Origin of the sequence: Microbacterium sp. LWH10-1.2 (genome assembly GCF_038397765.1) — a bacterium.
GTDB lineage: Bacteria > Actinomycetota > Actinomycetes > Actinomycetales > Microbacteriaceae > Microbacterium > Microbacterium natoriense.
Genome location: NZ_CP151638.1, coordinates 1,118,596 through 1,135,243, shown reverse-complemented (window position 1 = coordinate 1,135,243; position 16,648 = coordinate 1,118,596). Strand labels below are relative to the sequence as shown.

At 67.5% G+C, this 16,648-nt stretch carries 17 protein-coding genes; 8 read left to right on the top strand and 9 right to left on the bottom strand.

Going from position 1 to position 16,648, the window contains the following annotated elements; translation table 11 throughout:
• Positions 1–25: 25 nt before the first annotated feature.
• The 4 genes from MRBLWH10_RS05340 to MRBLWH10_RS05325 all read right to left on the bottom strand — a co-directional run bounded on the left by MRBLWH10_RS05340 (position 26) and on the right by MRBLWH10_RS05325 (position 4,320).
• A complete protein-coding gene (locus MRBLWH10_RS05340; protein WP_105674400.1) occupies positions 26–1,237 on the bottom strand; it encodes an MFS transporter in 1,212 nt (403 codons plus the stop codon).
• The gene (coaE, locus tag MRBLWH10_RS05335) at positions 1,234–1,833 is read right to left on the bottom strand and encodes a dephospho-CoA kinase (protein ID WP_105674398.1); all 600 of its coding nucleotides are present in this window, start codon (positions 1,831–1,833) and stop codon (positions 1,234–1,236) included. The genes MRBLWH10_RS05340 and coaE overlap by 4 nt, the downstream gene beginning before the upstream one ends.
• 114 nt (positions 1,834–1,947) lie before the next feature.
• The gene (gene rpsA, locus MRBLWH10_RS05330; RefSeq protein WP_105674396.1) at positions 1,948–3,402 is read right to left on the bottom strand and encodes a 30S ribosomal protein S1; all 1,455 of its coding nucleotides are present in this window, start codon (positions 3,400–3,402) and stop codon (positions 1,948–1,950) included.
• A gap of 189 nt (positions 3,403–3,591) precedes the next feature.
• Positions 3,592–4,320, bottom strand: coding sequence for a hypothetical protein (locus tag MRBLWH10_RS05325; RefSeq protein WP_341941906.1), 729 nt, complete (start codon positions 4,318–4,320; stop codon positions 3,592–3,594).
• Between the two features lie 70 nt (positions 4,321–4,390).
• Here MRBLWH10_RS05325 and MRBLWH10_RS05320 point away from each other — a divergent pair, with 70 nt between their 5' ends.
• Positions 4,391–5,320 carry a 5'-3' exonuclease gene (locus tag MRBLWH10_RS05320; RefSeq protein ID WP_341941905.1) on the top strand — a complete coding sequence of 310 codons (930 nt, stop codon included), beginning with the start codon at positions 4,391–4,393 and terminating at the stop codon, positions 5,318–5,320.
• Position 5,321: 1 nt separating this feature from the next.
• On the opposite strand, the gene MRBLWH10_RS05315 is transcribed toward MRBLWH10_RS05320, so the two are convergent.
• Positions 5,322–6,308 carry a PHP domain-containing protein gene (locus tag MRBLWH10_RS05315; protein WP_341941904.1) on the bottom strand — a complete coding sequence of 329 codons (987 nt, stop codon included), beginning with the start codon at positions 6,306–6,308 and terminating at the stop codon, positions 5,322–5,324.
• 8 nt (positions 6,309–6,316) lie between these two features.
• Positions 6,317–7,381: an anthranilate phosphoribosyltransferase gene (trpD, locus tag MRBLWH10_RS05310; protein ID WP_105674390.1), complete on the bottom strand. Its 1,065-nt coding sequence runs from the start codon at positions 7,379–7,381 to the stop codon at positions 6,317–6,319.
• Between the two features lie 189 nt (positions 7,382–7,570).
• Between trpD and MRBLWH10_RS05305 the strand changes: the two genes are divergently transcribed.
• The 7 genes from MRBLWH10_RS05305 (at position 7,571) to MRBLWH10_RS05275 (ending at position 13,476) form a co-directional block, all read left to right on the top strand.
• On the top strand, positions 7,571–8,227 hold the full coding sequence (locus MRBLWH10_RS05305; protein WP_341941903.1) for a heme-copper oxidase subunit III: 657 nt from the start codon (positions 7,571–7,573) through the stop codon (positions 8,225–8,227).
• 20 nt (positions 8,228–8,247) lie between these two features.
• The gene (locus tag MRBLWH10_RS05300) at positions 8,248–9,051 is read left to right on the top strand and encodes a cytochrome c (protein ID WP_105674386.1); all 804 of its coding nucleotides are present in this window, start codon (positions 8,248–8,250) and stop codon (positions 9,049–9,051) included.
• A gap of 36 nt (positions 9,052–9,087) precedes the next feature.
• Positions 9,088–10,164 carry a Rieske 2Fe-2S domain-containing protein gene (locus MRBLWH10_RS05295; protein WP_105674384.1) on the top strand — a complete coding sequence of 359 codons (1,077 nt, stop codon included), beginning with the start codon at positions 9,088–9,090 and terminating at the stop codon, positions 10,162–10,164.
• The gene (locus tag MRBLWH10_RS05290; protein ID WP_341941902.1) at positions 10,161–11,975 is read left to right on the top strand and encodes a cytochrome bc complex cytochrome b subunit; all 1,815 of its coding nucleotides are present in this window, start codon (positions 10,161–10,163) and stop codon (positions 11,973–11,975) included. Before MRBLWH10_RS05295 ends, MRBLWH10_RS05290 begins: the two co-directional genes overlap by 4 nt.
• Before the next feature lie 93 nt (positions 11,976–12,068).
• Positions 12,069–12,482, top strand: a complete 414-nt coding sequence (locus MRBLWH10_RS05285; protein ID WP_341941901.1) for a RidA family protein — start codon at positions 12,069–12,071, stop codon at positions 12,480–12,482.
• On the top strand, positions 12,479–13,015 hold the full coding sequence (locus MRBLWH10_RS05280) for a GNAT family N-acetyltransferase (RefSeq protein ID WP_341941900.1): 537 nt from the start codon (positions 12,479–12,481) through the stop codon (positions 13,013–13,015). Before MRBLWH10_RS05285 ends, MRBLWH10_RS05280 begins: the two co-directional genes overlap by 4 nt.
• Positions 13,016–13,056: 41 nt before the next feature.
• Positions 13,057–13,476, top strand: a complete 420-nt coding sequence (locus MRBLWH10_RS05275; protein WP_341941899.1) for a rhodanese-like domain-containing protein — start codon at positions 13,057–13,059, stop codon at positions 13,474–13,476.
• Between the two features lie 70 nt (positions 13,477–13,546).
• Here MRBLWH10_RS05275 and MRBLWH10_RS05270 read toward each other — a convergent pair whose 3' ends face one another.
• From MRBLWH10_RS05270 to coxB, 3 genes are read right to left on the bottom strand one after another with little or no spacing between them, the layout of a single operon-like run.
• Positions 13,547–13,981 (bottom strand): cytochrome c oxidase subunit 4, encoded by a 435-nt coding sequence (locus MRBLWH10_RS05270; RefSeq protein WP_105676426.1) that lies wholly within the window; start codon positions 13,979–13,981, stop codon positions 13,547–13,549.
• 3 nt (positions 13,982–13,984) lie between these two features.
• The gene (gene ctaD, locus MRBLWH10_RS05265; RefSeq protein WP_181155957.1) at positions 13,985–15,715 is read right to left on the bottom strand and encodes a cytochrome c oxidase subunit I; all 1,731 of its coding nucleotides are present in this window, start codon (positions 15,713–15,715) and stop codon (positions 13,985–13,987) included.
• Between the two features lie 3 nt (positions 15,716–15,718).
• Complete coding sequence (coxB, locus tag MRBLWH10_RS05260; protein WP_341941898.1) at positions 15,719–16,621, bottom strand: cytochrome c oxidase subunit II; 903 nt, start codon at positions 16,619–16,621, stop codon at positions 15,719–15,721.
• Positions 16,622–16,648: the final 27 nt, after the last annotated feature.

Here is a 16,648-nt window from a genome sequence, read left to right as displayed (position 1 = left end):
TCTCCATGCTCGCAGAGGATCGCGGTCAGGGCCGACCCGTCGGCGTCGCCCTGAGCGCTGCCACCGCGGCCGACGCCGCCAGCGCGCACATGGACACGACGGCGACGATGAACCATCCCCACGCGACCGCTCCGAACACCAGCCCGAGCGCCCAGCCGAACAGGCTCGATCCGGCGTAGTAGGCGAAGTAGTACAGGGACGACGCCTGTGCTCTGCTCTCCGCTCCCGCAGCGACCGGGGTCCATCCGGAGGCGATCGCGTGCGCGCCGAAGAAGCCGGCCGTGAACAGGAGGAGGCCCGCGAGCACGATCGCCGCGGAGGGCGCGAGCATCAGCAGAGCGCCGACCGCCATGACCGCGATCGAGAGGACGAGCACGGGGAAACGGCCGATCCTGGCCGCCCACGACCCCGCCCACGGCGAGGAGACGGTGCCGGCCAGATAGGCGAGGAACAGGAGCGTCACGAGCCACGCCGGCAGGGAGAAGGGAGCGGCCGAGAGGTGGAACCCGAGGTAGTTGTACACCGCGACGAACGCGCCCATCAGCAGGAAGCCCTGCGCATACAGAGCCCACTGCCGCGACGAGCGCAGTGGTGATCGGAGACGCTCGAGGATGCCGGGACCGCGCTCGCTGCGCAGCCTCCCCGGGACGAAGCCGCGCGCGCGGGGTGTGAGCCAGAGGAACAGCACCGCAGCCCCGGCGCACACCGCGGCGACCGCCCAGACGCCGGCTCGCCAGCCCGCGACCTCACCGACGGTTCCCGACACGATGCGCCCGAGCAGGCCGCCGACGGTGGTGCCGGCGATGTAGCTCCCGGCCGCGGCCGCCGCATGACGGGGCTCGACCTCCTCGCTGAGATAGGCGAGGGCGACAGCGGGCACGGCGCCCAGCGCCAGTCCCTCCGCGAATCGCAGAGTCAGGAGCAGCACGATCCCGTCGCTCAGGGGAGCCAGGAGCCCGAGCGCGGTGGCGGTGAGGACACCGATCGCCATGGCCGGCACCCGCCCGATGCGATCCGCCACGGATGACCACGGGATCACCGCGACGGCGAGCCCGAGGGTGGCGGCCGACACGGTGATCGCCGCGGTCGCGGGGCTCACCTCGAGGTCGACGGAGATGAGCGGAAGGACGGCCTGAGCGGAGTACAGCTGCGCGAAGGTCGCGATCCCGGCGAAGAACAGGCCGATGATGAGACGCCGGTACTCGCGCGTCCCGGGGACGTGGCCGGAGAAGGTCACTTCGCGCGGATCCGCTCCCAGAGCGCGTCCGTCTGCTCCTCGGTGTGCGCGAGGTCGCCGGCGGTGTCGATCACGACGTCGGCGATGGCGAGACGCCGATCGTCGGATGCCTGCGCATCGATCCGCTCCTGCGCCGCGCGCTCGTCCATCCCGCGCAGCTCGACGAGCCTCTGCCTGCGGACGGATGCCGGCGCGTGGGCGACGACGATCAGATCCCAGGGATCGTCCGGCCGCGCCTCCACGAGAAGCGGTACGTCGTAGACCACGACGGCATCCGGATCCGCGGCGAGGGCTTCCTCGAACCGGCGCCGGGACTCGGCGCCCACCGCGGGGTGGACGATCGCGTTCAGCTTCGCGAGGAGCACCGGGTCTCCGAACACCTTCGCGCCGAGGGCGGGGCGGTCGAGTGATCCGTCCGCCCCGATGACGTCTTCGCCGAAGGCCTCCTCGATGCCCCGCAGCACGGGTGAGCCCGGCGCCTGCACGTCGCGCACGATCTGATCGGCGTCGACGACCACCGCGCCCTTCTCGGCGAGACGACGGGCGATGGTCGACTTTCCGGACGCGATTCCGCCGGTGAGCGCGATGAGAGGCATGACGTCCATCCTCGCACCTGTCGAGCGTCGGCATCCCCCGTGCGCGCCGGTCGGCCCGATACGCGGAACGGGCCGCCACCTCGAAAGGTGACGGCCCGTTCCTGAGCGAAATGCTTACGCGTTGCCGCCCGAGAGCTTCTCGCGCAGAGCCGCGAGAGCCTCGTCGTCAGCAAGCGTGCCCGCGCCGGCGGACTCGCTGGAGAAGGACTGGCCACCGAAGTCGGCACCGGCCTCCGCCTCCGCCTCGGCCGCCTTGGCGACCTGAGCCTTGTGAGCCTCCCAGCGGGACTGAGCAGCTGCGTACTCCTGCTCCCATGCCTCGCGCTGAGCGTCGAAGCCTTCCTTCCACGCACCGGTCTCGGCGTCGAAGCCCTCCGGGTACTTGTACTCGCCGTTCTCGTCGTACTCCGCGAGCATGCCGTACAGCGCCGGGTCGAACTCGGTGCCGTTGGGGTCGACCGACTCGTTGGCCTGCTTGAGCGACAGCGAGATGCGGCGACGCTCGAGGTCGATGTCGATGACCTTGACGAAGACCTCTTCGCCGACGGAGACGACCTGCTCGGCCAGCTCGACGTGCTTGCTGGAGAGCTCGGAGATGTGGACGAGGCCCTCGATGCCGTCTGCGACGCGCACGAACGCACCGAACGGAACGAGCTTGGTGACCTTACCCGGCGTGACCTGACCGATCGCGTGGGTGCGGGCGAAGACCTGCCACGGGTCCTCCTGCGTCGCCTTCAGCGACAGGGAGACGCGCTCGCGGTCGAGGTCGACCTCGAGGATCTCGACGGTGACCTCCTGGCCGACCTCGACGACCTCGGAGGCGTGCTCGATGTGCTTCCAGGACAGCTCGGAGACGTGCACGAGGCCGTCCACGCCGCCCAGGTCGACGAACGCGCCGAAGTTGACGATCGAGGACACGACACCCTTGCGGACCTGACCCTTGTGCAGGTTGTTCAGGAACGTGGTGCGCGACTCCGACTGCGTCTGCTCGAGCAGCGCGCGGCGGCTGAGGACGACGTTGTTGCGGTTCTTGTCGAGCTCGAGGATCTTCGCCTCGATCTCCTGACCCAGGTAGGGCGTGAGGTCGCGGACGCGACGCAGCTCGATGAGCGAGGCCGGGAGGAAGCCACGGAGGCCGATGTCGACGATGAGGCCGCCCTTGACGACCTCGATGACGGTACCGGTGACGACGCCGTCGTTCTCCTTGATCTTCTCGACGTCTCCCCAGGCGCGCTCGTACTGCGCACGCTTCTTGGAGAGGATCAGACGGCCTTCCTTGTCCTCCTTCTGGAGAACGAGAGCCTCGACCTCGTCGCCGACCTTGACGACCTCGTTGGGGTCGACGTCGTGCTTGATGGAGAGCTCGCGCGAGGGAATGACACCCTCGGTCTTGTACCCGACGTCGAGCAGAACCTCATCGCGGTCGATCTTGACGATCGTGCCTTCGATGATGTCGCCGTCGTTGAAGAACTTCAGGGTCTTCTCGACCGCGGCCAGGAAGTCCTCAGCAGATCCGATGTCGTTGATGGCGACCTGCTTGGTGGCCGGGGCGGTCGTTGCGGTAGTCATGTAGTGGGTTGTCCTTGTTGAATGGAGACTCGGGCTGCGGGGCAACGGACGCGCACGTCCGACAGCATGCTTCGCAGCGGTTGGATTTTGATTGCCTTGCCACGAGGGCATGCATAGGCACGCCACGAGTGACACTTCAGGCTATCAGACATCTCGGATGCCCGGAGAACGGATACCGGTCCGTTACCTCTATGCGCGAGGGACGAGCGCGAGCACGATCGGCTCGCCGTCCTCCCCCGTGTAGCCGGCCAGCGTGAGCGCGGCGTCGGGAGCGACGTCCGGCGCGTCCACGAAGGTGATCCGCGGCACGAGGTCCATCGTGCACACGCCGTCCTTCGGCTCGTCGAGGGTGAGCACGCTCCCCTCGACGGCTCCGGACTCCGGCACGCAGGTCGAGGAGCCCCAGGTGAGGACCGCGAGCTCCCCCTCCCCGATCCACGCGGCGGCGGGGAGCTGCGACGGCATCCTGTCCGCCGGCGCGATCTCCCCCTGGGGAAGTCCGGGGAGCTCGATCAGCGTGGCCTCGCCGCCGTGCTGCGTGACCGCGATCGTGAGCGGCTTCGAGGAGTCGAGTCCGGCGGGGACTCCGAGGTACGCGCCGTGGGTCGTCGACGACGTCTCCGAATCGGCGCACGCGCCCTCGGCAGGAGCGGTGAGAGTCACCTCGATGCGCTGCTCCCCGGTGACGAGATCGCTGATCTCCGGTGCGCATCCGTCTCCCCGCGTCGCGATCACGAAGGAGGAGGCGTCCAGCCACGCCGCGCGCGGGGCGTCCTCGGGGCTGATCTTCGACGACTGGCCGTCCGGAGTGCTCGGCTGATGCGTGGGCGCAGCGCCGGGCGCCGACGCGCAGCCCGAGACGAATGCGGCGAGGACGAGCGCTGCGACGACGGACAGGATACGGGCGGAGGTCTTCATACCCATCTGGTGTGTCGCGGCCCGCGATCGTCTCACATCGTTGTCCGCACCGCATGCAAGACTGTGCTCCGTGACCGATCGTCTGATGCTGCTCGACACCGCCTCTCTCTACTTCCGCGCGTTCTACGGCGTGCCCGACAAGGTCACCGCTCCCGACGGCTCCCCCATCAACGCCGCCCGCGGCCTGCTCGACATCATCGCGAAGCTGATCACCCTCTACGAGCCGACGCACATCGTCGCCTGCTGGGACGACGACTGGCGCCCGCAGTGGCGTGTCGACCTCATTCCGAGCTACAAGACGCACCGCGTCGTCGAGGTCGTGGCAGCGGGCCCCGACGTCGAAGAGATCCCCGACCCGCTCGAGGCGCAGATCCCGCTCATCCGCGAGACCCTCGGGCTCCTCGGCATCCCGATCGTGGGGGTCGCCGCGCACGAGGCCGACGACGTGATCGGCACCCTCGCCACCAAGTCCGCCATCCCGGTCGACATCGTGACCGGTGACCGCGACCTGTTCCAGCTCGTCGACGACGGCAGGGACGTCCGCGTCATCTACACGGCGCGCGGCATGAGCAACCTCGAGATCGTGACCGATGCCGTCGTCGTGGCGAAGTATGGCGTCCTCCCCTCGCAGTACGCCGATTTCGCGACGATGCGCGGCGACGCCTCCGACGGCCTCCCCGGCGTCGCCGGAGTCGGCGAGAAGACGGCGGCGACGCTGCTGCAGGCGCACGGCGACCTCGACGGCATCCGCGCGGCGGCTGAGGCGGGCGAAGGCATGAGCGCCGGCGTCCGGGCCAAGGTCCTCGCGGCGTCCGCCTACCTCGACGTCGCCCCCACCGTGGTCGAGGTGGCCAGGTCCCTCGACGTCGAGCCGCCGACGGATCCCCTGCGACCGCTCGACCCCGCGGAGGAGGATGCGGCGTCCGCCGTCGCGGAGAAGTGGAACCTCGGCGGGTCGATGACGCGCGCGGTCGCCGCCGTCGCGACGATGTCGCGCTGACTCAGTCGGCCCATGCGAGCAGGCGCTCGAGGCCCCAGGTGGTGACGATCCGACTCGCGGGGACACCTGTCCGCTCCGCACGCAGGGCGCCGTGGTCGAGCAGCGACAGCTGACCGGGCGCGTGCGCATCGGAGTCGATGGAGAACAGGCACCCCGCCTCCAGCGCGATCGAGATCAGCTCGTCCGGGGGATCCTGTCGTTCCGGTCGCGAGTTGATCTCGACGGCGACGCCGTTCTCCGCGCACGCGGCGAAGACGGCCGCGGCGTCGAACGAGGACGGCGGTCTGGTTCCGCGCTCGCCTTCCACGAGTCGCCCCGTGCAATGGCCCAGAACGTTCACCCGCGGGTGCGAGACGGCGGCGATCATCCTCGCGGTCATCGGCCGCGCTTCCATCCGCAGTTTCGAGTGGACCGAGGCGACCACGATGTCGAGCTCACCGAGGAGGGAGTCCTCCTGGTCCAGCGCGCCGTCCTCGAGGATGTCGACCTCGATGCCCGCGAGGAGCGTGAAGCCCTCTCGCGATTCCGCTCGCACGAGAGGGATCTGCGTCCGGAGACGCTCCGCCGTCAGTCCGCGGGCGACGCGCAGTCGAGGCGAGTGATCGGTGATCGCCTGGTATTCGTGCCCCAGCGCGCGGGCGGCCTCCGCCATCACCGCGATCGGCGTGGTCCCGTCCGACCAGTCCGTGTGCGCGTGCAGGTCGCCGCGAAGCGCGGGTCGGAGCGTCGAGACGATCTCCGGCTCGACCTCTCCCCTGAGCTCCACGAGATACCGCGGAACCGCGCCGGACTGCGCCTCTCTGATCACGCCGAAGGTGGACTCGCCGATCCCCTTCACCGCCCGAAGGCGGGTGGGATCGCCCTTCACGTCATCGGGGAGGCCCTCCAGTGCTGCGGCCGCCACACGGAACGCCTTCGCCCGGTAGCGAGACGCGCGCTCCCTCTCCAGCAGAGAGGCGATCTCGAGCAGCGCGGCGATCGGTTCCACGACGGACCTCAGGCCGAAGCCAGCTCCCGGCTCACGCCGATCCACTGGTCGAGCTTGGCTGCGGCCCGCCCGTCGTCGATGGCGGCCTCCGCGCGCTCGTAGCCCTCGCGCAGCCGCTCGAGGATCGGGCGCTGCACCTGTCCGGCGTCCTGCGACAGTTCGAAGGCGACGATGCCGGCTGCGGCGTTGAGCAGGACGATGTCGCGAACGGCGCCCTTCTCGCCCGAGAGAGTGCGGCGCAGGACGTCCGCGTTGTGCTCGGGGGATCCGCCGATGAGGTCGGCGAGCTCGGCGATCGGGATGCCGAGATCGCGCGGGTCGAGGTCGTGCTCGTGGATATCGCCGCGGGTGACCTCCCAGATTCGGCTGTGTCCGGTGGTCGTGAGCTCGTCGAGCCCGTCATCGCCGCGGAAGACCAGCGCCGTGGCGCCCCGCGTGCGGAACACACCGGTGATGAGAGGGACGCGCTCCATCTGGGCGACTCCGACCGCGTTGGCTTCGGCACGCGCAGGATTGCAGAGGGGGCCGAGCATGTTGAACACGGTCGGCACGCCGAGCTCGGCGCGCACGGGTCCCGCGTGCTTGAAGCCGGGGTGGAACGCCCCGGCCCACGCGAACGTGATGCCCGTGCGATCGAGGATCGATGCCACGGCGGCGGGGTCGAGCGACAGCTCCAGCCCCAGCGCCCCCAGGACGTCCGAGGAGCCCGAGGCCGAGCTCGCGGCTCTGTTCCCGTGCTTCACGACCGGGATGCCGGTCGCACCGATGATGATCGCCGCGGTCGTGGAGACGTTCACGGTTCCGACGCGGTCGCCGCCGGTCCCCACGATGTCGAGCACGTTCGGCGACACGGGCAGCGGCACGGCTGCTTCGAGGATGGCGTCACGGAAGCCGACGATCTCGTCGATCGTCTCGCCCTTCGCGCGGAGGGCGACGAGGAAGCCGGCGAGCTGCGCCTGGGTCACGTCGCCTCGCATGATCTGCCGCATCGCCCACGTCGATTCCCAGACGCTGAGGTCGCGACGCTCCAGAAGGGTGGTGAGCACATCGGACCAGGTCAGGGATTCAGCCATGTGTGCGATCCTATCGGCGTCGGGAAAACGTGCATGCGGTTCGAGACGATCGCGGATGCCGACGGCATCCGCTGTTTCCCGCGGATTCACCGAGGATTCGCAGTGTTTTCTTAGGGTCCCCTAAGTCTGCGGACGGCAAAACGACGGTCCCCGGTGCAAGAATCACGCTCGCGGATCGGCCATAATGGAATGGTGACGACCTCAGCGACGTATGCCCCGGCGGCGAGAACGATCAAGCGGCCCAACCCGGTAGCTGTCGGAACCATTGTGTGGCTCGGCAGTGAGGTGATGTTCTTCGCGGGACTCTTCGCGATCTACTTCACCCTTCGCAGCACCTCCCCCGAACTGTGGGCGGCGCGCACCGAGCTGCTGAACGTCCCGTACGCACTCGTGAACACCCTCATCCTGGTGTTCTCCTCGATCACCTGCCAGATGGGCGTGTTCGCTGCGGAGGACCTGCAGCCGTACCGCATCGCCAAGGGCGAGAAGAACGCGGCCGGCCGTCGCCGCCTCTTCGGCTGGGGCATGGTCGAGTGGTTCTTCCTCACCTTCGCCCTCGGCGCGATCTTCGTGTCCGGCCAGGTCTGGGAGTACGCGCAGCTCGTCGCAGAGGGCATGCCCATCAGCGCCGACTCCTACGCTTCGGCCTTCTACCTGACGACCGGCTTCCACGCCCTGCACGTCACCGGTGGCCTGATCGCGTTCCTCCTCGTCATCGGCCGCGCGTACGCGGTGAAGAACTTCCGGCACAAGGAGGCGACCTCCTCGATCGTGGTGTCCTACTACTGGCACTTCGTCGACGTCGTCTGGATCGTGCTGTTCATCGTTATCTACTTCCTGAAATAAGAGCGGAGCTGATCCCCGAGATGGCACGAGAGAAGAAGCGCCGTTCGAACGGTCGTCGCAGTCCCCTGGCTGCCGCGGCCCTCATCGGAGCAGGCCTCATGATCACCGGCGCCGTGTACGCCGGAGCGTCGGCGGCGTTCGCTGCGACCGACACCAAGGCTTCCGCGTCCACCACGCTGACCGTCGAAGACGGCGAGAAGCTGTTCCAGGCCAACTGCGCGACCTGCCACGGCCTCGACATGCAGGGCACCGCCAACGGGCCGAGCCTGTACGGCGTGGGCGAGCTGGCCGCTGAGTTCCAGCTGTCGACCGGACGCATGCCGCTGCAGATGCAGGGACCGCAGGCCCCGCAGAAGAAGCCGCAGTTCACGGAGGACCAGATCCTCGCGATCTCGTCCTTCATCCAGTCCGAGGCCCCCGGCCCCACCTTCCCCGAGGACCGCATCCTCGACGGCAAGGGAGACGTCGCGCACGGCGCCGAGCTGTTCCGTGTCAACTGCGCGATGTGCCACAACGTCGCCGCGGCCGGTGGAGCGCTCACCGAGGGCAAGTACGCCCCCGCGCTCACCGAGACCAGCGCGCTGCACATGTACGCGGCCATGGTCACCGGACCCCAGAACATGCCGGTCTTCGGCAACATGAACCTCTCGGACGAGGACAAGCGCGACATCATCTCCGCGCTGCTCTTCCAGCAGCAGTCCGTGCAGGTCGGTGGCGCGACGCTCGGGTCTCTCGGCCCCGTGTCCGAGGGCCTGTTCGTCTGGATCTTCGGCATCGGCGCTCTCGTCGCCATCACCGTGTGGATCACGGCGAAGTCCAACTGACGCTTAATCATCGAAGAGGAACGTACGAGGAGCACCATGGCACACGACGACGACTCGCAGGCTCTTGACAGGGCCTACCAGCCCTCTCCGGGGCTGGGCGTCGCAGTCAGCGACCCCGTGGAGAACCCGGGGCTGCCGCCGCACCGCGAGCGGATGACCGACAAGGACCCGCGCGCCGAGAAGGCTGCAGTGCGCACGGTCTACACCCTGTTCTACCTCTCCCTCGCGGGCAGCATCTGGGCGGTCGCCGCCTACATGCTGTTCCCGATCGAGAGCGGCGCGCTGATCGACATCCGCCAGAACAACCTCTTCATCGGTCTGGGCATCGCTCTCGCGCTGCTCGCCCTCGGCCTCGGAGCGATCCACTGGTCGAAGGCCCTGATGAGCGACAAGGAGCACATCGAGTACCGCCACCCCACCCGGGGCAAGGACTCGACGCGCGAGGCCGCCGTCAAGGCGTTCGCCGACGCCAACGAGGAGTCCGGCTTCGGACGCCGCACGATGATCCGCAACTCGCTGTTCGCAGCGATCGTCGCGTCGATCATCCCCGGTGTCACGCTGTTCCGCGGTCTCGCACCGCACTCCACACCCGACGACCCCGAGGCCGGCGATCCCGTGGCACTGCTCAAGCAGACCATGTGGGACAAGGGAATGCGTCTCGTGCGCGATCCCGACGGCACTCCGATCCGCGCGGCGGACGTCACCCTCGGCTCGGCGTTCCACGTCATCCCGGAGGACCTGGCCGAGCTCAGCCACCACGACGGCTACCTCGAGGAGAAGGCCAAGGCCATCGTCCTGATGATGCGCCTCCGCCCGGAGCAGCTGATCGAGGCCGATGACCGCAAGGACTGGTCTTACGACGGCATCGTCGCGTACTCGAAGGTGTGCACCCACGTCGGCTGCCCCGTCGCCCTCTACGAGCAGCAGACGCACCACCTGCTCTGCCCCTGCCACCAGTCGCAGTTCGATGTGACGGATCACGCCAAGGTCATCTTCGGCCCGGCCGCACGTCCGCTGCCTCAGCTGCCCATCACCGTCGACGACGAGGGCTACCTCGTCGCACGCAGTGACTTCCACGAACCCGTCGGCCCGAGCTTCTGGGAGCGCCATTGAGCACCGCAACGCTGTCCAAGGACGAGAAGGACACCAAGGCGCCCCTCGGCGGCCGCTTCGTCGGTGCCGCGTCGAACTACATCGACGAGCGCACCAGCCTCTCCGGCTTCGTCAAGGAGCTCGGACGTAAGATCTTCCCCGACCACTGGTCGTTCATGCTCGGCGAGATCGCACTGTGGAGCTTCGTCGCGGTGTTCCTCTCCGGAACGTTCCTGACGTTCTTCTTCGAGGCCTCCATGGTGCCCACGCACTACACGGGCGCCTACGCGCCGATGCGCGGCATCGAGATGTCGGCGGCCCTCGAGTCGTCGCTGCACATCTCCTTCGACCTGCGCGGTGGCCTCCTGGTCCGCCAGATCCACCACTGGGCCGCCCTCGTGTTCGTGGCGGGCATCGGCGTGCACATGCTCCGCGTGTTCTTCACCGGCGCGTTCCGCAAGCCTCGCGAGCTCAACTGGGTGATCGGCTTCGTGCTGTTCGTCCTCGCGATGGCCGAGGGCTTCACCGGCTACTCGCTTCCCGACGACCTGCTCTCGGGCAACGGCCTCCGCATCATCGACGGCATGATCAAGGGCTTCCCGCTCGTGGGCACCTGGATCTCCTTCCTGCTCTTCGGCGGGGAGTTCCCGGGGACCGCGATCGTCGGCCGCCTGTACACGCTGCACATCCTGCTGCTGCCGCTCCTGGTGATCGGTCTGATCGTCGTGCACCTGATGTTGATGATCGTCAACAAGCACACCCAGTTCGCCGGCCCCGGCCGCACGAACGAGAACGTCGTCGGCTACCCGATGATGCCGGTGTACATGTCGAAGATGGGCGGCTACCTGTTCATCGTGTTCGGCACCATCGTGCTGATCGCGACGTTCTTCCAGATCAACCCGATCTGGAACTACGGCCCGTACGACCCGTCCCCCGTGTCGGCCGGAACCCAGCCCGACTGGTACATCGGCTTCGCGGATGGTGCGCTGCGTCTGGCGCCGTCGAACCTCGACGTCGTGTTCCTCGACCGCACCTGGTCGTTCGGCATCCTGCTTCCGGTGATCGTCCTCGGACTGTTCATCGTGCTCGTGGCGATCTACCCGTTCATCGAGGCCTGGGTCACGGGCGACAAGCGCGAGCACCACATCGCTCAGCGCCCCCGCAACGCGGCGACCCGCACGGGTATCGGCGTGGCCGGTGTCATCTTCTACGCGGTCCTGTGGGCTGCGGCGTCCTCCGACCTGATCGCGACCCACTTCATGCTCACCATGGAGGGTGTCATCCACACCCTGCAGGCGCTGCTCTTCGTGGGCCCGGTGCTCGGCTACTTCGTCGCCAAGCGCATCGCGATCGCCCTGCAGAAGAAGGATCGTGAGATCGTCCTGCACGGCTACGAGTCCGGACGCATCGTCCGCCTCCCCGGCGGCGAGTTCATCGAGGTGCACCAGCCGGTCGACACGTACGACCGGTGGAAGCTCATCGACATCGACGGCTACGAGCCCCTCGTGGTGCGACCGAACGACAAGGGCCGCATCCCGTGGACGCAGAACCTGCGCTCCGCCATGTCACGTTGGTTCTTCGAGGACCGTCTGGCTCCGCTCACGCAGGCTCAGATCGACGAGGCGGATGCTCACCAGCACCACGTCACGGCTCACACCGATGAGACCGAGGCCGCCGAGATCCAGGGCGCTCATGAGCGTGCCGGATTCCCGGACGCCCCGCTCGCCCCGGCCGACGAGACCCACATCGACGAGACGCCGAACACGCCGAGCACGGTGATCGCCACCGAACCGGTGAAGAAGCCTCGCAAGAAGTCGGAGGACGGCGAGTAAGCTCGCTCCTCCCCCGGCCCCGGTCGCGCTGATCCGTTCAGCACGACCGGGGCCTTCTTCGTTCCCGCCGCCCCGGCCTGACAGGATGGATCGATGACCTCTGTAGTCCAGTTGCTCCGCGCCCCCGCTCTCGCCGATGCTCCGTATGCCTACGCCGCCACCGCACCCGCGGATGCGCGGCTCCTCTTCCTCGCCGGCTCCTGCCCCCTGGACGCCGACGGAGGCACTGTCTCCCCCGGCGACCTTGCCGCACAGGCCGCACGCTGTGTGACAAACCTCAGGGAGGCCCTGACGGCCGCAGGCGCTGAGCTCACGGACGTGATCAGCACGCGCGTGCTCGTGGCCTCCACGTCTCGCTCCGACCTCGTCGCCGCCTGGGACGTCGTGCACGCCGCTTTCGGCGACCACGATGTCCCCAGCACCCTGCTGGGCGTGACCGTGCTGGGATACCCGGATCAGCTCGTCGAGATCGAGGCGGTCGCCGCGGTGAAGGACGGGCAGCCGTGAGCGTCCTCATCCGCCTCGCCGAGTCCCGAGACTACGGTGCGACCGAACGCATCGAGGCGGATGCCGACGCGCTCCTGATCGACCGCTTCGCCGCTCAGGACTGGCCGGGCGCCACGAGTGCGGCGGAGCGCGAGGCGGCTCCCGGCTTCGTCCTGGTCGCCGAGAACCAGGACACGGCCGAGGTGGTCGGATTCGTGCAGGTGCTGGAGATCGACGACCATGCCCACCTCGAGCAGCTCTCGGTTCTCCCGTCCTTCTCGCGTCGGGGTCTGGGACGTCGTCTGGTCCAGGCGGCACTCGACGAATCGACGAAGCGCGGATACGAGGAGGTCACCCTTCGCACGTACGCGGACGTCCCCTGGAACGCACCGTTCTACGCCTCCTGCGGCTTCATCGAGACGGATCCTGACACGCACTTCCTGCGGTCTCTCGTCGACGTGGAGCGTGCTCTGAGACTCTTCGACCATGGTCCGCGCGTGCAGATGACGGCTCGCCTCGGCGACTGGCAGCATTCCTCGCTCGCGCGTCCGTAAAGTCGGCGACGTCTCGCTGGACCCCGCTCTAGGCTGAGGGCATGATCGAACGTGCCGACTACTACGCCGCCAAGCTCGCCTATGAGACCGATGCCAGCGATGTCCACGCTGCGCGCCTGGCCGGCGAGACGATCTACGTGATCGACGTCCGCTCCGATGAGGCGTGGGCTCAGGGTCGCGTCGCCGGAGCCGTCCATATGCACTACAGCGAGATCGCCACCCGCGCGCCTGCCGAGATCCCCGCGGGGGCGCCCGTGGTCGTGTACTGCTGGAGCCCCGGCTGCAACGCCGGCGCCAAGGGGGCCCTCGAGTTCTCTAAGCTCGGGTACGAGGTCCGCGAGATGATCGGCGGATTCGAGTACTGGGTGCGAGAGGGCTACCCCGTCGAAGACGCAGACGGAGTCCATCGGCGTCCCGTCGACCCGCTCACGGGAATCGCGCGCGTACGCACCCGAGCCTGACGCGCGAGGGACACGCCCCGCACATGATGAAGGCCCCCGGAGAATTCTCCGGGGGCCTTCATCATGTGGATCAGCGGGCGAAGTTGCCGCGGTAGTACTCGTAGACCCATCCGACGATCGCGACCACGAAGATCGCGAGACCGATCGGGAGCAGGAAATGCCCGACGGCGAGGCCGACGACGAACACGGCGGCGGAAGCCGCGAGAACCAGCGGCCACCAGGACCACGGGCTGAACTCGCCGAGCTCGGGATCACCGTCGTCGATGTCGGCCGTCAGGATGTCTTCGGGCAGCTCGCCCTGCTGTGCGTGGTGCGTGCGGTCGAGGTAGAACGCGACCATCGCGCCCATGAACGCCGCGAAGAACAGGGCGACCGTGCCGACCCACTCGATGCGCTCGGCGAAGTTGTCCGACGGCGTGGCCAGGATGTGCCAGCCCGTGTAGATCACACCGATGAGGGCGAAGAACGCGGTGAGGACCCACCAGAGGATGACGTTGTCGCGCATGGCTCAGTGCACCTCTCGCTCGCCGGCCGCGACCGGGAAGTCGGCCGCCTCCGGGTGGTTCAGGTCGAACGCGGGACGCTCGCTGCGGATGCGCGGGATCGACGTGAAGTTGTGGCGCGGCGGCGGGCAGGAGGTCGCCCACTCGAGCGATCCGCCGTAGCCCCACGGGTCGTTGACCGTGACCTTAGGCGCCTTGCGTGCCGTGATCCAGACGTTCAGGAAGAACGGCAGCATCGAAGCGCCGAGGATGATCGCACCGATCGTCGAGACCTGGTTCTGCCACGTCCAGTTGTCGTACGACGAGTAGTCGGCGTAACGACGCGGCATGCCGTCGACGCCCAGCCAGTGCTGGATGAGGAACGTCATGTGGAAGCCGATGAACAGCATCCAGAAGTGGATGTAGCCGAGGCGCTCGTTGAGCATACGGCCGGTCCACTTCGGCCACCAGAAGTAGAAGCCGGCGAACATCGCGAAGACGACGGTGCCGAAGACGACGTAGTGGAAGTGAGCGACCACGAAGTACGAGTCGGAGAGGGCGAAGTCCAGCGGCGGAGCCGCGAGGATGACACCGGTCAGACCACCGAAGACGAACGAGACGAGGAAGCCGAGGGCGAAGACCATCGGGGTCTCGAAGGTCACCGAGCCGCGCCACAGCGTGCCGATCCAGTTGAAGATCTTCACACCGGTCGGGACTGCGATGAGCATGGTCATGACGGCGAAGAACGGCAGGAGCACGGAACCGGTGACGTACATGTGGTGCGCCCACACCGCCACGGACAGTGCCGCGATCGCGATGGTCGCGTAGACGAGGGTCTTGTATCCGAAGATCGGCTTGCGGCTGAACACCGGGAAGATCTCGGAGACGATGCCGAAGAACGGCAGCGCGATGATGTACACCTCAGGGTGCCCGAAGAACCAGAACAGGTGCTGCCAGAGCAGGACGCCGCCGTTGGCTGGGTCGTAGATGTGCGCGCCGAGGACGCGGTCCGCTCCTGCGGCGAAGATCGCCGCGGCGAGCACGGGGAACGCCATCAGGATCAGGAGGCTCGTGATGAGCGTGTTCCACGAGAAGATCGGCATGCGCCACATGGTCATACCGGGGGCGCGCATCGTGATGATCGTCGTGATGAAGTTCACCGCACCGAGGATCGTGCCGAAACCGGAGATGCCGAGTCCCAGCATCCAGAGGTTTCCACCCGCACCCGGAGAGAAGGAGGCGCTCGCGAGCGGCTGATAGGCGAACCAGCCGAACGAGGCCGCACCCTGCGGGGTGAGGAAGCCGGCGACGGCGATCGTCGAGCCGAACAGGAAGAGCCAGAAGGCGAAGGCGTTCAGACGCGGGAACGCGACGTCAGGGGCGCCGATCTGCAGCGGCAGGATCGCGTTCGCGAAGCCGGCGAAGAGCGGCGTCGCGAACATCAGCAGCATGATCGTGCCGTGCATCGTGAACAGCTGGTTGTACTGCTCCTTCGTCGGGATGATCTGCATGCCCGGCGCGAACAGCTCGGCGCGGATGACGAGAGCCATCACGCCGCCGAGGAGGAAGAACAGCACGGAGGCGATGAGGTACATGTACCCGATCGTCTTGTGGTCGGTGGAGGTGATCCACTTGACGACGATGTTGCCCTTCTGCTCGACGCGCGAGGAGCTCATCAGAGCAGCCTGACGCGCGGGAACAGCAGTCGGACGGGAGCGAGGAGCCTCGTCGGTGCGGGGTGCTTCAGTGGTCGACATGGCTTACTCCTCTCCTTCCTCGGTGCCGGTCGCGCCGGTCTTTCCGGGATAGTTCGACAGGCGATCGTAGGCTTCGGTGATGTCGCCCGTGTTGCCCTCTTCCTTGAGGGACTCGAGGTAGGCCTCGTAGTCCGCCTGGGAGACGACCTTGACGTTGAAGACCATCATCGAGTGGTACTCGCCGCAGAGCTCTGCGCACTTGCCGTCGTACTCGCCGATGCGGGTCGGGATGAAGGACCAGGAGTTGTCCCTCCCGATGAACATGTCCTTCTTGTAGAGGAAGTCGATGATCCAGAAGGAGTGGATGACGTCGCGCGACTGGAGGTTGATCGTGACCTTCTGGTCGACCGGGAGCACCAGGGTCGGCAGCGTCGAGCGGTCGATGTTGCCCTCGGCGTCGGGCTGGGCCTGGATGCCCATGGTCCAGACGGCGTCGGAGTTGTCCTCCTTCTCGCCGTCGTACTGGAAGTCCCACGCCCATTGCTTGGCGATCGCCGTGATCTCGACGTCGGGGTTCTCCCACTTCGTCTCGATCTCGGTCTGGTCACGAGCGGTGAAGAAGAACATGCCCAGGACGAGGATGAGCGGCACGATCGTGTAGAAGATCTCGATCGGCATGTTGTAGCGCATCTGCACCGGCAGACCCGTCTGGCCCTTGCGGCGACGGTAGGCGATCGCGGCCCAGGCCATCAGGCCCCAGGTGATCACGCCGACGGCGAGCAGGACGATCCAGGAGTTGACCCAGAGAGACGACACGCGCTCGGTCTGGTTGGTGGCCGCAGGCTCACCCTCCACGAAGCCCGGCAGGTAGCCGTTCAGCTCGGTGGTGGTACATCCCGCCAGGATCACGGCTGCCACGACTCCCATGGGGAGTGCGGCCCAACGAAGGCGGCGTTTCGAGGGCACGATGCACCTTTCAGATTGCGGACAGGG

Coding starts and splice junctions, on each gene's coding strand:
- coaE (WP_105674398.1), bottom strand. CDS start 1,833: ATGCCTCTCATCGCGCTCACCGGCGGAATCGCGTCCGGAAAGTCGACC.
- rpsA (WP_105674396.1), bottom strand. CDS start 3,402: ATGACTACCGCAACGACCGCCCCGGCCACCAAGCAGGTCGCCATCAAC.
- MRBLWH10_RS05325 (WP_341941906.1), bottom strand. CDS start 4,320: ATGAAGACCTCCGCCCGTATCCTGTCCGTCGTCGCAGCGCTCGTCCTC.
- trpD (WP_105674390.1), bottom strand. CDS start 7,381: ATGGCTGAATCCCTGACCTGGTCCGATGTGCTCACCACCCTTCTGGAG.
- MRBLWH10_RS05305 (WP_341941903.1), top strand. CDS start 7,571: ATGGTGACGACCTCAGCGACGTATGCCCCGGCGGCGAGAACGATCAAG.
- MRBLWH10_RS05300 (WP_105674386.1), top strand. CDS start 8,248: ATGGCACGAGAGAAGAAGCGCCGTTCGAACGGTCGTCGCAGTCCCCTG.
- MRBLWH10_RS05295 (WP_105674384.1), top strand. CDS start 9,088: ATGGCACACGACGACGACTCGCAGGCTCTTGACAGGGCCTACCAGCCC.
- MRBLWH10_RS05285 (WP_341941901.1), top strand. CDS start 12,069: ATGACCTCTGTAGTCCAGTTGCTCCGCGCCCCCGCTCTCGCCGATGCT.
- MRBLWH10_RS05275 (WP_341941899.1), top strand. CDS start 13,057: ATGATCGAACGTGCCGACTACTACGCCGCCAAGCTCGCCTATGAGACC.
- MRBLWH10_RS05270 (WP_105676426.1), bottom strand. CDS start 13,981: ATGCGCGACAACGTCATCCTCTGGTGGGTCCTCACCGCGTTCTTCGCC.
- ctaD (WP_181155957.1), bottom strand. CDS start 15,715: ATGTCGACCACTGAAGCACCCCGCACCGACGAGGCTCCTCGCTCCCGT.